Below are 16,980 nucleotides of genomic sequence, written 5' to 3' on the forward strand. Positions count from 1 at the left end.
GCCGGCGTGCGATGCAGGTCGTGGATTGGGGTCGCTGCGCTCATTTTTGCAAGAGTCTTATGTCTTGATTGTTTTTCGGCTCGTCCGTACGGCGAGAGGCGTTGGTTATGAAGTTTGTTGATGAAGTATCGATCCGCGTAAAGGCTGGCGACGGCGGCAATGGCTGCATGAGTTTCCGTCGGGAAAAATTCATTGAAAACGGCGGCCCGAACGGTGGTGACGGCGGCGACGGCGGTTCCATCTTCATGATGGCCGACGAAAACCTGAACACCCTGGTGGACTACCGCTACACCCGGCACTTCGATGCCGAGCGTGGCTCCAACGGCGGCAGCACCGACTGCACCGGCAAGAAGGGTGAAGATCTGGTCCTGCGCGTGCCGGTTGGCACCACGATCATTGACTCTGCTACCCAGGAAGTCATCGGCGACCTGACCAAGTCCGGTCAGAAGCTGATGGTGGTGCAGGGCGGCTGGCACGGTCTGGGCAACACCCGTTTCAAATCCAGTACCAACCGTGCGCCGCGTCAGACGACGCCGGGCAAGCCGGGCGAGCAGCGTGACCTGAAACTGGAAATGAAGGTTCTGGCTGACGTCGGTCTGCTGGGTCTGCCGAACGCTGGCAAAAGTACCTTTATCCGTTCCGTTTCGGCCGCCAAGCCGAAAGTCGCCGATTATCCGTTCACGACCCTGGTGCCAAACCTGGGTGTGGTCAGCGTCGACCGCTGGAAAAGCTTCGTCATCGCCGACATTCCGGGTCTGATCGAAGGTGCTTCCGACGGCGCGGGTCTCGGTATCCGTTTCCTCAAGCACCTGGCGCGTACCCGTCTGCTGCTGCACCTCGTGGACATGGCGCCGCTGGACGAAAGCAGTGCGCCGGATGCCGCTGAAGTGATCGTCAACGAGCTGATCAAGTTCAGCCCGTCCCTGGCGGAGCGTGATCGCTGGCTGGTGCTGAACAAGTGCGACCAGATCCTTGAAGAAGAGCACGAAGAGCGCGTCAAGGAAATCGTTGAGCGTCTGCAGTGGGAAGGTCCGGTCTACGTGATCTCGGCCATTGCCAAAGAAGGCACCGAGCGTCTGACGCGCGACATCATGCGTTACCTCGAAGATCGTGCCGATCGCCTGGCCAATGACCCGGCCTACAAGGAAGAACTGGCCGATCTCGATCAGCGCATCGAAGACGAAGCCCGTGCTCAGTTGCAGGCGCTGGACGACAAGCGTGCGCTGCGTCGCAGCGGCGTGAAGTCGGTCCATGACATCGGCGACGATGACTGGGACGAAGAAGATGTGGATGACGAAGACGGTCCGGAAATCATTTACGTGCGTGACTGATTCGTTGAAGTAAACTTAAGCGCCGCTCAATCGAGCGGCGTTTTGGTATCTGGAAATCGATTGTTGGTCACGAGTAAACACGAATAACGTCACGGGCAGCGCTGGGTCGCGCTGTCCTCAAGCTAAGGTTGAAGATGATGCGGAGCAAGGTGACAGGTGCGCAGCGTTGGGTCGTGAAGATCGGCAGCGCTTTGCTGACAGCGGATGGCAAGGGTCTTGATCGCAAGGCGATGGGCGTCTGGGTCGAGCAGATGGTGGCTTTGCATGAGGCTGGCGTCGAGTTGGTGCTGGTGTCCTCCGGGGCAGTGGCGGCCGGCATGAGCCGTTTGGGCTGGACCGCACGACCCAGTGCGATGCACGAGCTCCAGGCTGCCGCAGCAATCGGTCAGATGGGGCTGGTGCAGGCCTGGGAATCGAGCTTTGCCGAGCACGGCCGGCACACGGCGCAGATTCTCCTGACTCACGACGATCTGTCCGACCGCAAGCGCTACCTGAATGCCCGCAGCACCCTGCGTGCGCTGGTCGAGCTGAAAGTCATTCCGGTGATCAACGAAAACGACACCGTGGTTACCGACGAGATCCGTTTCGGCGACAACGACACGCTCGCTGCGCTGGTGGCCAACCTGGTCGAGGCTGATCTGCTGGTGATCCTGACGGATCGCGACGGTATGTTCGACGCTGATCCGCGCAACAACCCCGACGCGCAGCTGATTTACGAGGCGCGTGCCGATGATCCGACCCTCGATGCGGTGGCGGGCGGTACCGGTGGTGCGCTGGGTCGTGGCGGCATGCAGACCAAGTTGCGTGCGGCACGTCTGGCGGCGCGTTCCGGTGCGCACACCATTATTGTCGGTGGGCGTCTGGAGCGGGTGCTGGATCGTCTGAAGGCGGGCGAGCGCATCGGTACGCTGCTGTCGCCTGAGCGCGGCATGCTGGCGGCGCGCAAGCAGTGGCTGGCCGGGCATCTGCAGACTCGTGGCACGCTGGTGCTGGATGATGGCGCGGTTTCTGCGTTGTCGGAAGGTCACAAGAGTCTGCTGCCGGTCGGCGTCAAACTGGTTCAGGGCAGCTTCCGTCGCGGTGAAATGGTGGTTTGCGTGGCACCGGACGGTCGTGAGATTGCCCGTGGCCTGGCCAACTACAGCGCGCTGGAAGCACAAAAAATCATCGGTCAGTCGTCGGATGCGATTGTCGGTTTGCTGGGTTACATGGCTGAGCCGGAACTGGTTCACCGTGACAACCTGATTCTGGTCTGAGGAAAAGCGCAATGCGCATGGCAAAAGGATTGTTGGGCTTGCTGATGGCGTTGCCATTGCTGGCTTCGGCCGAGGAAATCGGCCAGGTGTCGACGGTATTCAAATTTGTCGGGCCGAACGACCGGATCGTGGTCGAGGCCTTCGACGATCCAAAGGTTGAAGGTGTGACCTGCTATCTGTCGCGCGCCAAAACGGGTGGCGTGAAGGGTGGCTTGGGTCTGGCTGAGGATCGTGCGGAGGCATCCATTGCTTGCCGTCAGGTGGGGCCGATCAACTTCAAGGGTGAGCTGAAGGATGGTGAAGAGGTGTTCAAGGAGCGCACTTCGCTGGTGTTCAAGACCATGCAAGTGGTGCGGTTCCTCGATAAGAAGCGCAATACGCTGGTGTATCTGGTCTATAGCGATCGCCTGATCGAGGGCAGTCCGCAGAATGCGGTGACGGCGATTCCGATTCTGCCGTGGGCGCCAGTCCATTGATTTGGGCGTAAATAAAAAGAGGAGCCGGTTGGCTCCTCTTTTTTTGCGTTGCTTTTGGCAAATCGCAGGCAATAAAAAACCGACCCGGAGGTCGGTTTTTTAATGACTACGTCGCTTAGGCAGCTTCTTTCAGTGCCTTGACGTGGCCATTCAGACGGCTCTTATGACGAGCAGCCTTGTTCTTGTGGATGATGCCTTTATCGGCCATGCGGTCGATAACTGGCACAGCCAGAACGTATGCAGCTTGAGCTTTTTCAGCGTCTTTTGCGTCGATGGCTTTAACTACATTCTTGATGTAGGTACGAACCATGGAACGCAGGCTGGCGTTGTGGCTGCGACGCTTCTCAGCCTGTTTTGCACGTTTTTTGGCGGAAGGTGAGTTGGCCACCGTCGAGCTCCTCGAAAGACTTTTTAGGAAATAGCAAACAAAATAGGCCGCGAATCATGCCGATGAAGAGATGTCTTGTCAAGGGCGCTTGAGACGTTCCGCTAAGTGGTAGGTATAAAGAGGCGGGATATTTATTTCCGGCGCTTGACCTGTAAACTCGCGAGCTTTGGCTCTGTGCTGTTGCGGCGCGGAGTATCGCACAAGTAGGCGCATTGTTCGCCTGCTGTTTATCGACAGGCACAAATTCCTTCAATGAATCTGCTCAAATCGTTGGCCGCCGTCAGCTCTATCACGATGCTTTCCCGGATTCTCGGGTTTGTCCGCGACACGCTCATTGCGCGTACATTCGGCGCGGGAATGGCGACCGACGCCTTCTTTATCGCCTTCAAACTGCCCAATCTGCTGCGGCGAATCTTTGCCGAGGGGGCGTTTTCACAGGCGTTCGTGCCGATTCTTGCCGAATACAAAAGTCAGAAGGGCGAGGAGGCGACCCGCACCTTTATTGCCTATGTGACAGGGCTGCTGACGCTGGTGCTGGCGCTGGTCACTGCGCTGGGCATGATCGCCGCGCCCTGGGTGATCTGGGCCACGGCGCCAGGTTTTACCGATACGCCGGAAAAATTTCAGCTGACCTCCGATCTGCTGCGAGTGACCTTCCCCTATATATTGCTGATCTCCCTGTCATCGCTGGCGGGCGCGATTCTTAATACCTGGAACCGTTTTTCGGTGCCGGCGTTCGTGCCGACCCTGCTCAACATCAGCATGATCGTGTTCGCGCTGTTCCTGACGCCGTACTTCGATCCACCGGTCATGGCTCTTGGCTGGGCGGTGCTGGTCGGTGGTCTGGCGCAGTTGCTCTATCAACTGCCGCACCTGAAAAAGATCGGCATGCTGGTGCTGCCACGCCTGAACCTTCGCGACACCGGTGTCTGGCGGGTAATGAAGCAGATGCTGCCGGCGATCATCGGCGTCTCGGTCAGCCAGATTTCCCTGATCATCAACACCATCTTTGCCTCGTTTCTGGTGGCGGGTTCGGTGTCGTGGATGTACTACGCCGACCGATTGATGGAGCTGCCATCCGGCGTGCTGGGTGTGGCGCTGGGCACGATCCTGCTGCCGACCCTGGCCAAGACTTACGCCAGCAAGGATCGTCACGAGTACTCGCGGATTCTCGACTGGGGTCTGCGCCTGTGCTTCGTGCTGGTGCTGCCGTGTGCGCTGGCGCTGGGGATCCTGGCCGAGCCGCTGACGGTTTCGCTGTTCCAGTACGGCCAGTTCAGCGGCTTTGACGCGGCCATGACCCAGCGGGCGTTGATTGCCTATTCTGTCGGTCTGCTCGGGATTATCGTGATCAAGGTGTTGGCGCCGGGCTTCTATGCGCAACAGAACATCCGTACGCCGGTGAAAATCGCAATCTTCACTCTGGTGGTCACGCAGTTGTTCAACCTGGTGTTGATCGGGCCACTGGCCCATGCCGGGCTGGCGTTGGCGATCAGCGCCGGTGCCTGCCTGAATGCCGGGCTGCTGTTCTATCAACTGCGCAAACAGCAGATGTACCAACCACAGCCGGGCTGGCTGAAATTCGGTTTGAAGCTGCTGCTCGCGGTGGCGGTGATGTCGGCCGTGCTGTTGATCGGCATGCATTTCATGCCGGCGTGGGATCAAGGCCACATGCTGGAGCGCTTCCTGCGCCTGGGCGTGCTGGTGGTTGCCGGCGTGGTGGCTTATTTCGGTATGTTGCTGTTGCTCGGTTTCCGTCTGCGCGACTTCAATCGCAAGGCGTTGAGCTGAGGTTTCACCCTTGAAAGACGGGCGCGGGCCGGCAGTTTTGTCGGCTCGTTCACTTTGGGTTACGGTGTTGCCTGTCGTCGGCCGTCGGGTGTGGTTATAATCGGCCACTTTATGAGCAAGAAGCGCGTTATGCAGCTGGTTCGAGGCCTTCACAACTTGCGCCCCCAGCATCGGGGCTGCGTCGCCACTATTGGCAACTTTGACGGTGTTCACCGTGGTCACCAGGCCATCCTGGCACGACTGCGTGAGCGTGCGCTCGAGTTGGGCGTACCCAGCTGCGTGGTGATTTTCGAGCCGCAGCCACGGGAATTCTTTGCTCCGGAGACCGCGCCGGCGCGTCTTGCCCGGTTGCGCGACAAGCTGCAACTGCTGGCCGCCGAAGGCGTCGACCGGGTCTTGTGCCTGGCCTTCAACCAGCGCTTGAGCAAGCTCAGCGCCAGTGAATTCGTCGATACGATTCTGGTGGATGGCCTGGGCGTGCAGCATCTGGAAGTCGGCGACGATTTCCGCTTCGGTTGCGACCGCCTCGGCGATTTCGATTTTCTGCTGCAGGCCGGGCAGGTTCACGGTTTTACCGTGGAAGCCGCGCAAACCGTTGAGCTGGACGGCATTCGTGTCAGCAGCACCCAGGTGCGCAACGCGTTGGCCGCCGCCGATTTTGCCCTGGCTGAACGCTTGCTTGGCCGCCCGTACCGGATTGCCGGTCGCGTGCTGCATGGCCAGAAACTGGCCCGCCAATTGGGTACGCCCACGGCGAACATACAACTCAAGCGCCGTCGCGTGCCGTTCACCGGGGTTTACCTGGTCGACGTCGACATCGACGGCAAGACCTGGCCCGGCGTCGCCAACATCGGCGTACGGCCCACGGTGCAAGGTGATGGCAAGGCCCACCTTGAAGTACATCTTTTGGATTTTGCCGGCGATCTGTATGACCGGCGTTTGACGGTGGTTTTCCACCAGAAGCTGCGTGAAGAGCAGCGTTTCGCCTCCCTGGAGGCATTGAAAACGGCGATCAGCGCGGATGTCGCCGCCGCCCGTGCACTAGCCGCACCTAGCGCCCATCGCTAATGAAGAGCCTTAAATGACCGACTATAAAGCCACGCTAAACCTTCCGGACACCGCCTTCCCAATGAAGGCCGGCCTGCCACAGCGCGAACCGCAGATCCTGCAGCGCTGGGACAGTATTGGCCTGTACGGAAAGTTGCGCGAGATTGGCAAGGATCGTCCGAAGTTCGTCCTGCACGACGGCCCTCCGTACGCCAACGGTACGATCCACATCGGTCACGCACTGAACAAGATTCTCAAGGACATGATCATCCGCTCGAAGACCCTGTCGGGCTTCGACGCGCCGTATGTTCCAGGTTGGGACTGCCACGGCCTGCCGATCGAGCACAAGGTTGAAGTGACCCACGGCAAGAACCTGGGCGCGGACAAGACCCGCGAACTGTGCCGTGCCTACGCCACCGAGCAGATCGAAGGGCAGAAGACCGAATTCATCCGTCTCGGCGTGCTGGGCGACTTCGCCAACCCGTACAAGACCATGGATTTCAAGAACGAGGCCGGTGAAATCCGCGCCCTCGCCGAAATCGTCAAGGGCGGTTTCGTGTTCAAGGGCCTGAAGCCTGTGAACTGGTGCTTCGACTGCGGTTCGGCCCTGGCCGAAGCGGAAGTCGAGTACGAGAACAAGAAGTCCTCGACCATCGACGTGGCTTTCCCGATCGCCGACGAAGCCAAACTGGCTGCCGCATTCGGTCTGCCTTCGCTGGCCAAACCTGCTGCCATCGTGATCTGGACCACCACCCCGTGGACCATCCCGGCCAACCAGGCGCTGAACGTTCACCCGGAATTCAACTACGCGCTGGTCGATATCGGCGACAAGCTGCTGGTTCTGGCCGAAGAGCTGGTCGAATCCTGCCTGACCCGTTACGGCGTTGAAGGCACCGTTCTGGCCACCGCGCCGGGTTCGGCGCTGGAACTGATCAATTTCCGTCACCCGTTCTATGACCGTCTGTCGCCGGTATACCTGGCCGACTACGTGGAGCTGGGCGCCGGCACCGGCGTGGTTCACTCGGCCCCGGCCTACGGCGTGGACGACTTCGTGACCTGCAAGAAGTACGGCATGGTCAACGACGACATCCTCAACCCGGTACAAAGCAACGGCGTTTACGTGCCGTCGCTGGAATTCTTCGGCGGCCAGTTCATCTGGAAGGCCAACCCGGCCATCGTCGACAAACTGACCGAAGTCGGTGCGTTGATGCACACCACCGTCATCGAACACAGCTACATGCACTGCTGGCGTCACAAGACCCCGCTGATCTACCGCGCTACCGCGCAGTGGTTCATCGGCATGGACAAGGAGCCGGTATCCGGCGACACCCTGCGTCAGCGCTCGCTCAAAGCCATCGAAGACACCAAGTTCGTTCCGGCCTGGGGCCAGGCGCGCCTGCACTCGATGATCGCCAACCGTCCGGACTGGTGCATCTCCCGTCAGCGCAACTGGGGCGTGCCGATCCCGTTCTTCCTGAACAAGGAAAGCGGCGAACTGCACCCACGCACCGTCGAGCTGATGGAAGAAGTCGCCAAGCGCGTCGAAGTCGAAGGTATCGAAGCCTGGTTCAAACTCGACGCTGCCGAACTGCTGGGCGATGAAGCGCCGCAGTACGACAAGATCAGCGACACTCTCGACGTCTGGTTCGACTCGGGCACCACGCACTGGCACGTCCTGCGCGGTTCGCACCCGATGGGCCACGAGACCGGCCCGCGTGCCGACCTGTACCTGGAAGGTTCGGACCAGCACCGTGGCTGGTTCCACTCGTCCCTGCTGACCGGTTGCGCCATCGACAACCACGCGCCGTACCGCGAGCTGCTGACCCACGGCTTCACCGTGGACGAGTCCGGCCGCAAGATGTCCAAGTCCCTGGGCAACGTGATCGCGCCGCAGAAAGTCAACGACACCCTGGGCGCCGACATCATGCGTCTGTGGGTCGCGTCGACCGACTACTCCGGCGAAATGGCCGTGTCCGAGCAGATCCTGCAGCGCAGCGCGGATGCCTATCGTCGTATCCGTAACACCGCGCGCTTCCTGCTTTCCAACCTGACCGGTTTCAACCCGGCCACCGACCTGCTGCCGGCCGAAGACATGCTGGCGCTGGATCGCTGGGCGGTGGACCGTACCCTGCTGCTGCAACGCGAGCTGCAAGAGCACTACGGCGAATACCGTTTCTGGAACGTCTACTCGAAGATCCACAACTTCTGCGTGCAGGAGCTGGGTGGTTTCTACCTCGACATCATCAAGGACCGCCAGTACACCACCGGCGCCGACAGCAAGGCCCGTCGTTCGTGCCAGACCGCGCTGTTCCACATCTCCGAAGCGCTGGTGCGCTGGATCGCACCGATCCTGGCCTTCACCGCCGACGAGCTGTGGCAGTACCTGCCGGGCGAGCGCAACGAATCGGTGATGCTCAACACCTGGTACGAAGGCCTGACCGAGTTGCCGGAAGGCTTCGAGCTGGGTCGCGAGTACTGGGACCGCATCATGGAAGTGAAGGTCGCGGTCAACAAAGAGATGGAAATCCAGCGCGCGGCCAAGGCCGTCGGTGGCAACCTGCAAGCCGAAGTGACGCTGTACGCCGAAGACGCCCTGAGCGCCGACCTGGCCAAGCTGAGCAACGAGCTGCGCTTTGTACTGATCACTTCGACTGCCAGCGTTGCGCCGTTCGTGCAGGCTCCGTCCGAAGCTGTGGCCACCGAAGTCAGTGGCCTGAAGCTGAAGATCGTCAAATCCGCCTTCCCGAAATGCGCCCGTTGCTGGCACTGCCGTGAAGACGTCGGCGTGAACCCGGAGCATCCGGAAATCTGCGGCCGTTGCGTGGACAACATCGATGGCGCCGGCGAGGTTCGTCACTATGCCTAACGCCGTTGGCCGTTTCGGACGGCTGAGCTGGCTCTGGTTGAGCTTGCTGGTTCTGGTCATCGACCAGGCCAGCAAGTTTTACTTCGAAGGCAAGCTCGAGATGTACCAGCAGATCGTGATCATTCCCGATTACTTCAGCTGGACCCTGGCCTACAACACGGGCGCGGCATTCAGCTTCCTGGCTGACAGCTCCGGCTGGCAGCGCTGGCTGTTCGCCCTGATCGCGGTCGTGGTCAGTGCGGTGCTGGTGGTCTGGCTCAAACGCCTGGGCCGCAACGAAACCTGGCTGGCCATCGCGCTGGCACTGGTGCTGGGCGGCGCACTGGGCAATCTGTATGACCGCATTGCCCTGGGCCATGTGATCGACTTCATTCTGGTGCACTGGCAGAACCGCTGGTACTTCCCGGCGTTCAACTTCGCCGACAGCGCCATCACCGTTGGCGCGGTGATGCTGGCACTGGACATGTTCAAAAGTAAAAAAACCGGAGAAACCGTTCATGACTGAACAGGTATTGGCTGAGCAACGCATCGGCCAGAACACGGAAGTCACTTTGCATTTTGCATTGCGCCTGGAGAACGGCGACACGGTCGACAGCACTTTCGACAAGGCCCCGGCGACCTTCAAGGTCGGCGACGGCAACCTGCTGCCGGGTTTCGAAGCGGCGCTGTTCGGCTTCAAGGCGGGTGACAAGCGCACCCTGACCATCGAGCCGGAAAACGCATTCGGCCAGCCGAACCCGCAGAACGTGCAGGTCATTTCACGTTCGCAGTTTGCGGACATGGAGCTGTCGCCAGGTTTGCTGGTGATCTTCAACGATGCGGCCAATACTGAGCTGCCGGGTGTGGTGAAAGAGTTCGACGACGCGCAAGTGACCGTCGACTTCAACCACCCGCTGGCCGGCAAGACGCTGACCTTTGACGTGGAAATCTTCTCCGTCAAAGCGCTGTAAACGTTGTTCTGCGGGGGCCGGACCGGCCTCCGCATTGATCTGAATTTTTCGCGCGCAAGACACGAGGCACAGCATGCAAATCAAACTCGCCAACCCCCGTGGCTTCTGCGCCGGCGTGGACCGGGCGATCGAAATCGTCAACCGCGCCCTGGAAGTCTTCGGGCCGCCGATCTATGTGCGTCATGAAGTGGTGCACAACAAGTTCGTCGTCGAGGACCTGCGCAGTCGTGGTGCGATCTTCGTCGAAGAACTGGATCAGGTGCCTGACGACGTCATCGTGATCTTCAGTGCCCATGGCGTCTCGCAAGCCGTGCGTACCGAAGCCGCCGGTCGTGGCCTGAAAGTGTTCGACGCCACTTGCCCGCTGGTGACCAAGGTGCACATCGAAGTCGCCAAATACAGCCGCGACGGCCGTGAATGCATCCTGATCGGCCACGCCGGTCACCCGGAAGTCGAAGGCACCATGGGCCAGTACGACGCCAGCAACGGCGGTGCGATCTACCTCGTCGAAGACGAGAAGGATGTCGCCGAGCTGCAGGTGAAAAACCCTGAAAAACTGGCCTTCGTCACCCAGACCACCTTGTCCATGGATGACACCAGCCGGGTCATCGATGCCTTGCGTGAACGTTTCCCGGCCATTGGCGGGCCGCGCAAGGACGACATCTGCTACGCCACCCAGAACCGTCAGGACGCGGTCAAGCAACTGGCCGATGAGTGCGATGTGGTGCTGGTGGTCGGCAGCCCGAACAGCTCCAACTCCAATCGCCTGCGCGAACTGGCTGAACGCATGGCCACGCCGGCTTACCTGATCGATGGCGCCGAAGACCTGGAAAAGAGCTGGTTCGATGGCGTCGAGCGCATCGGCATCACCGCCGGTGCTTCTGCGCCGGAAGTGCTGGTGCGCGGCGTGATCCAGCAGTTGCAGGCCTGGGGCGCCACCGGTGCCGACGAGTTGGCCGGGCGTGAAGAGAACATCACCTTCTCGATGCCTAAAGAGCTGCGCGTACGCTCGATCTGACCGCTTTATCCTTTCGACACAGCGCCTGTTCAGCTTTTTCGCTGACCAGGCGCACGCGACCGGTCGCTGCCAGCACCAGTTGAAGCTGGCTGACCGGTTCGCGGGTCGAACAGATATGTAGTTTTCCTGCCTGAAACGCCCGCCCGGGCATCAGCGGTTGCCCCAGGCTGCTGAACCGTATGTACCGACTGACGAACCAGTTACCGACAATGGGCACTTGCCCATCACTGGCGTGCTCGACCAGCAGCGGATTGCTACTGTCCTCCGCGCCCTTGCCACTGACATCCAGAATGATCCGCCAGCCCTGGCTCCAGTCCCCGTCGATGCCATGAATCACCACGCTCTGATTGCGCGTGATTGCCTGGCTGCGGGCATTGCGGATTCCGCTGATCAGCGATTCGGCGGCCTGTTGCCGCTGGTTCGACTCCCTAAGCGTAGCGAGCGCCGGACTGACCAGCGACAGAACAATTGCGCCGATCGCCAGTCCCATAAGCAGTTCGACCAGACTGAATCCCTGTTGCGGCATGAGCATTTCCTCCTTGAAGCAGGGTGTTCGACGCGATCCGTGCGCCGGGCAGGGCAAATCAACCGACGTAAGCCGGCCGAATGTTCTAGGTTTACAGGGCAGGTATAGCCGACGGCAACGGAGGGCATCGATGGATCATCGTACAAAAGGTTTCACGCTGATCGAGGTGCTGGTGGCGGTCGCATTGGTTGTGATCCTGATCACGATGGCCGTCCCGGCGTTTACCCGATCGATACAGGGCAGCAAGGCCGACACCGAAGTCGGCGACCTGCAGCGGGCGCTCAACTATGCGCGACTGGAAGCCATCGATCGCGGGACCACCATCCGCTTGCGACCGACTGCCGGGGGCAGCGTCTGGACGGGCGAGTTGTCGGTCTACGACAGTACTGGCACTTCGGCCAATGTATTGCGGGTTGTTCCAGCGATGAGCAGTGGTGCGACTCTGACGCTAACCTCAGGAGTAACCACGCTGGATTTCAACAATCTGGGTGGTCTGGCGGCACCGTCCACGGCGGTGGTGTTCAGTTATACGCTGGGAACGCAAAGCAGGACGCTGAACGTGTGTCTGAACGGACGAATTCAATCGGGTGGAAGCTGCGGATGAGGGCAGGGAGCAGAGTTGCACAGGAAGGCATGTCGCTGATCGAAATCCTCGTCGCGCTGCTGGTGCTGACGGTCGGGTTGCTGGGGGCGGCGGCGGTTCAGCTCAATGCGCTGAAATACACCGACAGCTCGCGGATGACCAGTCAGGCGAGTTTCATCGCCTACGACATGATGGACCGCATCCGTGCCAACTCCGGGGCCGACTACACCGTCACGCCGCCGACCTCGGGCAACCTGAATGTCACCCGGGATCAGGACCTCTACGACTTCACCACCAACATCGTCAATTTCGGCGGGCCGACCGCCACCGGCAGCATCACCCTCAACCAGCGGGTGTACACCATCACCATCAACTGGAGTGATTCACGGGCTGCCAACACTGCCAGTGCACCGAACAGCTTCGTTTTGACCAGTCGGGCTACGGTCGATCCGGTGGCCACGCCATGAAGCGGCAAAACCAGGGTTTCGGCCTGATCGAAATGCTCATCGCCCTGGCACTGGGGCTGATCATCGTGCTCGGTGTCGTGCAGACCTTTCTCGCAGCGAAGAACACCTACGTCAGCCAGAACACCTCGGCGGCCATGCAGGAAGATGCGCGGTTCGTGCTGAGCAAGATGATCCAGGAAATTCGCATGGTCGGGATGTTCGGCTGCCTCGGAACCATTACCGACTCGAGCACCAGCGGCGATTTCAATGCCGCGCAAATCACGCCGATCAGCTGGGACAACACCAATCTCAAACTGACGCTGGTCACTGCCGACGTCGGCAGTGGCGGTGGAACACCGACCTGGACGGTGGTTTCCGATTGCCGCAACAGTGCAACGGCTTACAGCAACCTGCAGACTCCGGCGGCCGGGCAAATCGCCTTCCCCATCCGCCGTCTGGTTTACAGCTTCAGCAACAACCAGATCCTGATGGGTACCGGTGGCGGAACGCCGACCCAGCAGGTACTGGTGAACAACGTCAGTGCATTTACGGTGATGTTCGGACTCGCCACGTCGGCGACGGATGTCTCTGCCTCGACCTACAGCAGCAACCCCGGCGATCCGGCGCGCATCCGCAGCGTACGCCTGACCCTGACCCTCACCGACCCGAACAACCGGGTCGCCAACCAGACCTTCAACGTGGTTGCCGCTCTGCGCAACCGCTTGCAGTGAGGGCCGGCCGATGAATGTTTCTCTCCATCAGCGAAGAACCCAGCGTGGCATGGTGCTGCTGGTCAGCCTGGTGTTTCTGTTGCTCCTGACGGTGATCGGCCTGTCATCGATGCAGAGCGCCAACCTGCAGGAAAAGATGGCCGGCAGCGTGAGCCTGCGCAATCAGTCGTTCCAGACCGCCGAGGCGGCGCTGCGTATTGGCGAGAGTGCGGTGCAACTGAGCACATATACGTTGGCGGTGTGTGCCAATGCCACCCAGTGTGCGCCGCCGGCGGAGTCCACCGTCGTGACTGCTGCGGGGCTCAACTCGACATCCGGAGTTACATGGATCGCTGCCGGCAACGGTTTCTACGGGGTACAGAACATCGGCACCACGCTCACCGCGGTGAACGTTCCGAGCAACACCTCGGCGACGCTCTACCGGGTCACGGCTGTCGGGATCGTCGGCAGTTCACGCAGTGTCGTGGAGAGTGTCTATGCGAAGTACTGAACGACGCTCTGGTTGGCGGCCGTGGTTGGCGGGGTTTCTTGCGGGGTTGTATCTGACTGCACCGGCGTATGCGTTCACGCCGTCTGATTCACCATTGCTCAGTGCCGCCGCCGTGCCGCCGAATGTCATCTTGCTGATCGACGACTCGGGCAGCATGAACAGCATCATTTACGCTGCGGGTTTCGATCCCACGGTCACTCGCACACCGGCCCGGCAGTGCAACGCGGTGCTCGGGTTGTGCCTGAGTTCGACGGCCATCACCGGTGATCCGGTATTTCTGTCGAGCCTGCCGACCTCCGGCTGTTCCGGCGGCGCCTATGCGTTCTACAACAACAGCCTGGCACCGCTGTGCCTTAAACTGCCGGACCCGGTCGGCGGCGGCAATACCCGGTATTACGGGGATTACATCGCCTACGTGGTCGGCCTCGCCATCAGCAACGGTACCCGTGATTTCACCACCGGGGCGATTCCCAACGACTACCGGATCAACGTCGCCCGCAACGTTTCCACCGCACTGGTGACCAGCAACCGTAACCTGCGTTTCGGCCTGTCGACATTCAACCCGGCCACCAGCAACAACCCGGGCAACGGCGGTTACATCGCCCGGTCCGTCAGCGACCTGGCACCGGTCAGCGGTAGCGTGACCCAGGCCCAGGCCGACAGTAACTACAACGCACTGATCTCGGCGATCAGCGGCCTGAGCGCCGTGGCCAATACGCCCTTGGCGGAAACCTATTACGAAATCACCCGCTACATGCGCGGCATGACGCCGTACTACAACACCACGCCGAGCACTTATACCAGCCCGATCCAGTACCGCTGCCAGAAAAACTACGGGGTGGTGATTACCGACGGCCTGCCGACCTACGACCGCACGTTCCCCACCAACGACCCGCTGGGCGGTAGCCGTCTGCCGAACTGGGACGGCATCAACAATGACGGCAACAACCTCAACGGCGATAACGAGGGCGACACGCTGTACCTGGACGACATCGCCAAGTTCGCCTTCGACATCGACATGCGTTCGACCGGTGTCGATGCGGCCGGCAAGAGCTGGGGCTCGCCGGATTTTCCCAAGCAGAACATGAATACCTATACCGTCGGTTTCACCGCCGCCAATGACATGCTGTCGGACGCGGCGAACTACGGCCAGGGCAAGTATTACCAGGCCACCGACAGTGCCGGACTCAACACGGCGCTTTCGTCGGCATTGAGCGACATCACCTCCAAGGCCGGCTCCGGCGGCAGTGGGGTGACCAGCGCTACGACGCTGGTGAGCGGCAGCAGCTATTTCCAGACCAGTTACGACCCCAGGGACTGGCGCGGCACCATCAAGTCCTTCGGCTTCACCTCGAGCGGGACGGTCAACACCTCGACGGTGCTATGGACGACCGACACCGCCATCGTCCCCGGCGCCACGGCACCGACCTATCAATCGTGGAATACCTTGAGCAACGCGGCAGTGACACTGGCTTACGGCAACTTCTCTGCAGTGCAGCAGACAACGCTCGGCCAGAGCCTGCCCGCCGGCATCAGTGGCAGCGACCTGGTGGAGTGGAGCAAGGGCACCAACAAGACCGGGCTCAAGGTTCGCAGCGTATTGCTGGGCGACATCATCAACTCGCCGCTGGTGCTGGCCTCGCCCACGGACAAGACCGCCTCCGACCTGTCGGGCGACACCACCTACACCAGCTACCTGACCACCAAGGCTGCGAACATGAACGCCAACCTGGTGGTGAACGGCAATGACGGTTTCGTCAGCGTCATCAACCCGGCCAACGGTACCCGGCGTTATGCCTACATGCCGTCGAGCGTGCTGCCGTCGTTGCGATTGATCGCCGACCCCAACTACATCAACGGCGTCAGCCACAAGTTTCTGGTGGACGGGCAGGTCGGTGTCTATGACGCGCAGTTCGGCACGGCCTGGAAGACCCTCGCCATCGGCGGCACCGGGGCCGGTGGCAAGACGTTCTATGCCTTGCAGTTGTTCGACGCCTCGGCGGGGAACATTCTCAATGCATTGTGGGAAGTGAGTGCACCGGCCACTGCCAGCACCGCGAACGCTTTCAATGATCTGGGTTATGCCTACGCCCGTCCGGAAGTGGCACGCTTGGCCGATGGTCGCTGGGCGGCTTTCATCGCCAATGGCTACGGCAGCAACTCGGGGGTGGCGGCGCTGTATGTGCTGGATGTGCGCGACGGTTCGCTGATCAAGAAAATCGTCATCGACAGTACCGAAACCACCAACGGACTGTCGTCGGTGAAACTCAAGGTCAACTCGCAGAATGTGGTGCAGGCCGCGTACGGAGGGGATCTGAAGGGGCGCCTGTGGAAGTTCGACCTGAGCGCGACCACCACCGACAGCTGGGGCGTGGCGTTTTCCGGCAAACCGCTGTTCACCACGGCAGGCGGTACGACGCAACCGATCACGGCGCAGCCGCTGCTGGCGGACAACTCATTGGGGGGCAAACAGATTTTCGTCGGTACTGGCAAATTCAACGAGACCGCCGACAAGACCAACAAGGATCTGCAGGCGTTCTACTCGGTGTGGGATGCCGATGGCGGTTCGGGGCAACTGACGGTCAGCAGCCTGCAGGCCCAGGCCATCACCGGTGTGTTCTCGGGCAGTTCAGGGCAGTTCATTACCACGACCCAGAACGACACCACGTATCCGGCGGAGAAGGGCTGGTATCTGCCGCTGGTGTACAACAACGTATTGACCGGCGAGCGGGTGATCAATCAGGCGAGTCTGGTGCTGGGGCGAATCGTATTTACTACGGCCAGCGTCGATACCACTGACCCGTGCTCCAGCTTCGGTACCGGCAAACTGGTCGAACTCGATGCGTTCAGCGGTAAGATGCTCAACTATGCGGTGCTCGACACCAACGCCGACGGCGTGGTCGACACCAATGACACGATTTCCAGCGGTGTGGTGTTCAGTGGCGGCATTCCTACGCTGAACGCCATCGTCAACGGCGCATCGCGCAAGATCGTGAACGATTCCAGTGGCGGGATCACCACCCTGGTGGAAAAATCCGGCGGCGGCAGCCGTCGTATCATGTGGCGACAAATACAGTAAGT

General features: G+C 60.7%; 16 protein-coding genes. 14 read left to right on the forward strand and 2 right to left on the reverse strand.

Annotation, left to right across the window (positions count from 1 at the left end; all coding sequences use genetic code 11):
- The first annotated feature begins 107 nt into the window (after nt 1-107).
- The 3 genes from cgtA to M5B98_RS19850 all read left to right on the forward strand — a co-directional run bounded on the left by cgtA (nt 108) and on the right by M5B98_RS19850 (nt 3,063).
- Entirely contained in the window at nt 108-1,331 is a 1,224-nt protein-coding gene (cgtA, locus tag M5B98_RS19840) for an Obg family GTPase CgtA (protein WP_085712195.1), read from the forward strand.
- A gap of 137 nt (nt 1,332-1,468) precedes the next feature.
- Complete coding sequence (proB, locus tag M5B98_RS19845) at nt 1,469-2,587, forward strand: glutamate 5-kinase (protein WP_085712194.1); 1,119 nt, start codon at nt 1,469-1,471, stop codon at nt 2,585-2,587.
- 11 nt (nt 2,588-2,598) lie between these two features.
- Nucleotides 2,599-3,063: a CreA family protein gene (locus M5B98_RS19850; protein WP_085712193.1), complete on the forward strand. Its 465-nt coding sequence runs from the start codon at nt 2,599-2,601 to the stop codon at nt 3,061-3,063.
- Between the two features lie 115 nt (nt 3,064-3,178).
- On the opposite strand, the gene rpsT is transcribed toward M5B98_RS19850, so the two are convergent.
- Nucleotides 3,179-3,451, reverse strand: coding sequence for a 30S ribosomal protein S20 (rpsT, locus tag M5B98_RS19855; protein ID WP_003228351.1), 273 nt, complete (start codon nt 3,449-3,451; stop codon nt 3,179-3,181).
- A 252-nt stretch (nt 3,452-3,703) separates the two neighbouring features.
- Between rpsT and murJ the strand changes: the two genes are divergently transcribed.
- The 6 genes from murJ to ispH all read left to right on the forward strand — a co-directional run bounded on the left by murJ (nt 3,704) and on the right by ispH (nt 11,123).
- The gene (murJ, locus tag M5B98_RS19860; RefSeq protein WP_248743718.1) at nt 3,704-5,242 is read left to right on the forward strand and encodes a murein biosynthesis integral membrane protein MurJ; all 1,539 of its coding nucleotides are present in this window, start codon (nt 3,704-3,706) and stop codon (nt 5,240-5,242) included.
- A 129-nt stretch (nt 5,243-5,371) separates the two neighbouring features.
- Complete coding sequence (ribF, locus tag M5B98_RS19865; protein ID WP_007959537.1) at nt 5,372-6,310, forward strand: bifunctional riboflavin kinase/FAD synthetase; 939 nt, start codon at nt 5,372-5,374, stop codon at nt 6,308-6,310.
- A 13-nt stretch (nt 6,311-6,323) separates the two neighbouring features.
- The gene (gene ileS, locus M5B98_RS19870) at nt 6,324-9,155 is read left to right on the forward strand and encodes an isoleucine--tRNA ligase (RefSeq protein WP_248743719.1); all 2,832 of its coding nucleotides are present in this window, start codon (nt 6,324-6,326) and stop codon (nt 9,153-9,155) included.
- The gene (lspA, locus tag M5B98_RS19875; protein WP_085732853.1) at nt 9,148-9,660 is read left to right on the forward strand and encodes a signal peptidase II; all 513 of its coding nucleotides are present in this window, start codon (nt 9,148-9,150) and stop codon (nt 9,658-9,660) included. Before ileS ends, lspA begins: the two co-directional genes overlap by 8 nt.
- Before the next feature lie 7 nt (nt 9,661-9,667).
- Nucleotides 9,668-10,105 carry an FKBP-type peptidyl-prolyl cis-trans isomerase gene (gene fkpB / locus M5B98_RS19880; protein ID WP_248743755.1) on the forward strand — a complete coding sequence of 146 codons (438 nt, stop codon included), beginning with the start codon at nt 9,668-9,670 and terminating at the stop codon, nt 10,103-10,105.
- 73 nt (nt 10,106-10,178) lie between these two features.
- Nucleotides 10,179-11,123 carry a 4-hydroxy-3-methylbut-2-enyl diphosphate reductase gene (ispH, locus tag M5B98_RS19885; RefSeq protein WP_248743720.1) on the forward strand — a complete coding sequence of 315 codons (945 nt, stop codon included), beginning with the start codon at nt 10,179-10,181 and terminating at the stop codon, nt 11,121-11,123.
- Here the strand turns inward: ispH and M5B98_RS19890 are convergent.
- Nucleotides 11,095-11,649, reverse strand: coding sequence for a GspH/FimT family protein (locus tag M5B98_RS19890; protein ID WP_248743721.1), 555 nt, complete (start codon nt 11,647-11,649; stop codon nt 11,095-11,097). The two genes, ispH and M5B98_RS19890, sit on opposite strands and share 29 nt — an antisense overlap.
- A gap of 130 nt (nt 11,650-11,779) precedes the next feature.
- Between M5B98_RS19890 and M5B98_RS19895 the strand changes: the two genes are divergently transcribed.
- From M5B98_RS19895 to M5B98_RS19915, 5 genes are read left to right on the forward strand one after another with little or no spacing between them, the layout of a single operon-like run.
- Nucleotides 11,780-12,253 (forward strand): GspH/FimT family protein, encoded by a 474-nt coding sequence (locus tag M5B98_RS19895; protein WP_114885624.1) that lies wholly within the window; start codon nt 11,780-11,782, stop codon nt 12,251-12,253.
- The gene (gene pilV, locus M5B98_RS19900) at nt 12,250-12,699 is read left to right on the forward strand and encodes a type IV pilus modification protein PilV (RefSeq protein WP_248743722.1); all 450 of its coding nucleotides are present in this window, start codon (nt 12,250-12,252) and stop codon (nt 12,697-12,699) included. The genes M5B98_RS19895 and pilV overlap by 4 nt, the downstream gene beginning before the upstream one ends.
- Nucleotides 12,696-13,409 carry a PilW family protein gene (locus M5B98_RS19905; RefSeq protein ID WP_248743723.1) on the forward strand — a complete coding sequence of 238 codons (714 nt, stop codon included), beginning with the start codon at nt 12,696-12,698 and terminating at the stop codon, nt 13,407-13,409. Before pilV ends, M5B98_RS19905 begins: the two co-directional genes overlap by 4 nt.
- 10 nt (nt 13,410-13,419) lie before the next feature.
- Complete coding sequence (locus tag M5B98_RS19910; protein ID WP_248743724.1) at nt 13,420-13,899, forward strand: PilX N-terminal domain-containing pilus assembly protein; 480 nt, start codon at nt 13,420-13,422, stop codon at nt 13,897-13,899.
- Nucleotides 13,886-16,978, forward strand: a complete 3,093-nt coding sequence (locus M5B98_RS19915; protein ID WP_248743725.1) for a pilus assembly protein — start codon at nt 13,886-13,888, stop codon at nt 16,976-16,978. The genes M5B98_RS19910 and M5B98_RS19915 overlap by 14 nt, the downstream gene beginning before the upstream one ends.
- Nucleotides 16,979-16,980: the final 2 nt, after the last annotated feature.

The sequence above is a fragment of the Pseudomonas sp. MWU12-3088 genome (assembly GCF_023242405.1).
Lineage (GTDB): Bacteria > Pseudomonadota > Gammaproteobacteria > Pseudomonadales > Pseudomonadaceae > Aquipseudomonas > Aquipseudomonas kribbensis.

Coding starts and splice junctions, on each gene's coding strand:
- M5B98_RS19910 (WP_248743724.1), top strand. CDS start 13,420: ATGAATGTTTCTCTCCATCAGCGAAGAACCCAGCGTGGCATGGTGCTG.
- M5B98_RS19905 (WP_248743723.1), top strand. CDS start 12,696: ATGAAGCGGCAAAACCAGGGTTTCGGCCTGATCGAAATGCTCATCGCC.
- ribF (WP_007959537.1), top strand. CDS start 5,372: ATGCAGCTGGTTCGAGGCCTTCACAACTTGCGCCCCCAGCATCGGGGC.
- M5B98_RS19915 (WP_248743725.1), top strand. CDS start 13,886: ATGCGAAGTACTGAACGACGCTCTGGTTGGCGGCCGTGGTTGGCGGGG.
- M5B98_RS19850 (WP_085712193.1), top strand. CDS start 2,599: ATGCGCATGGCAAAAGGATTGTTGGGCTTGCTGATGGCGTTGCCATTG.
- lspA (WP_085732853.1), top strand. CDS start 9,148: ATGCCTAACGCCGTTGGCCGTTTCGGACGGCTGAGCTGGCTCTGGTTG.
- pilV (WP_248743722.1), top strand. CDS start 12,250: ATGAGGGCAGGGAGCAGAGTTGCACAGGAAGGCATGTCGCTGATCGAA.
- murJ (WP_248743718.1), top strand. CDS start 3,704: ATGAATCTGCTCAAATCGTTGGCCGCCGTCAGCTCTATCACGATGCTT.
- ileS (WP_248743719.1), top strand. CDS start 6,324: ATGACCGACTATAAAGCCACGCTAAACCTTCCGGACACCGCCTTCCCA.
- proB (WP_085712194.1), top strand. CDS start 1,469: ATGCGGAGCAAGGTGACAGGTGCGCAGCGTTGGGTCGTGAAGATCGGC.
- cgtA (WP_085712195.1), top strand. CDS start 108: ATGAAGTTTGTTGATGAAGTATCGATCCGCGTAAAGGCTGGCGACGGC.
- ispH (WP_248743720.1), top strand. CDS start 10,179: ATGCAAATCAAACTCGCCAACCCCCGTGGCTTCTGCGCCGGCGTGGAC.
- M5B98_RS19890 (WP_248743721.1), bottom strand. CDS start 11,649: ATGCCGCAACAGGGATTCAGTCTGGTCGAACTGCTTATGGGACTGGCG.
- M5B98_RS19895 (WP_114885624.1), top strand. CDS start 11,780: ATGGATCATCGTACAAAAGGTTTCACGCTGATCGAGGTGCTGGTGGCG.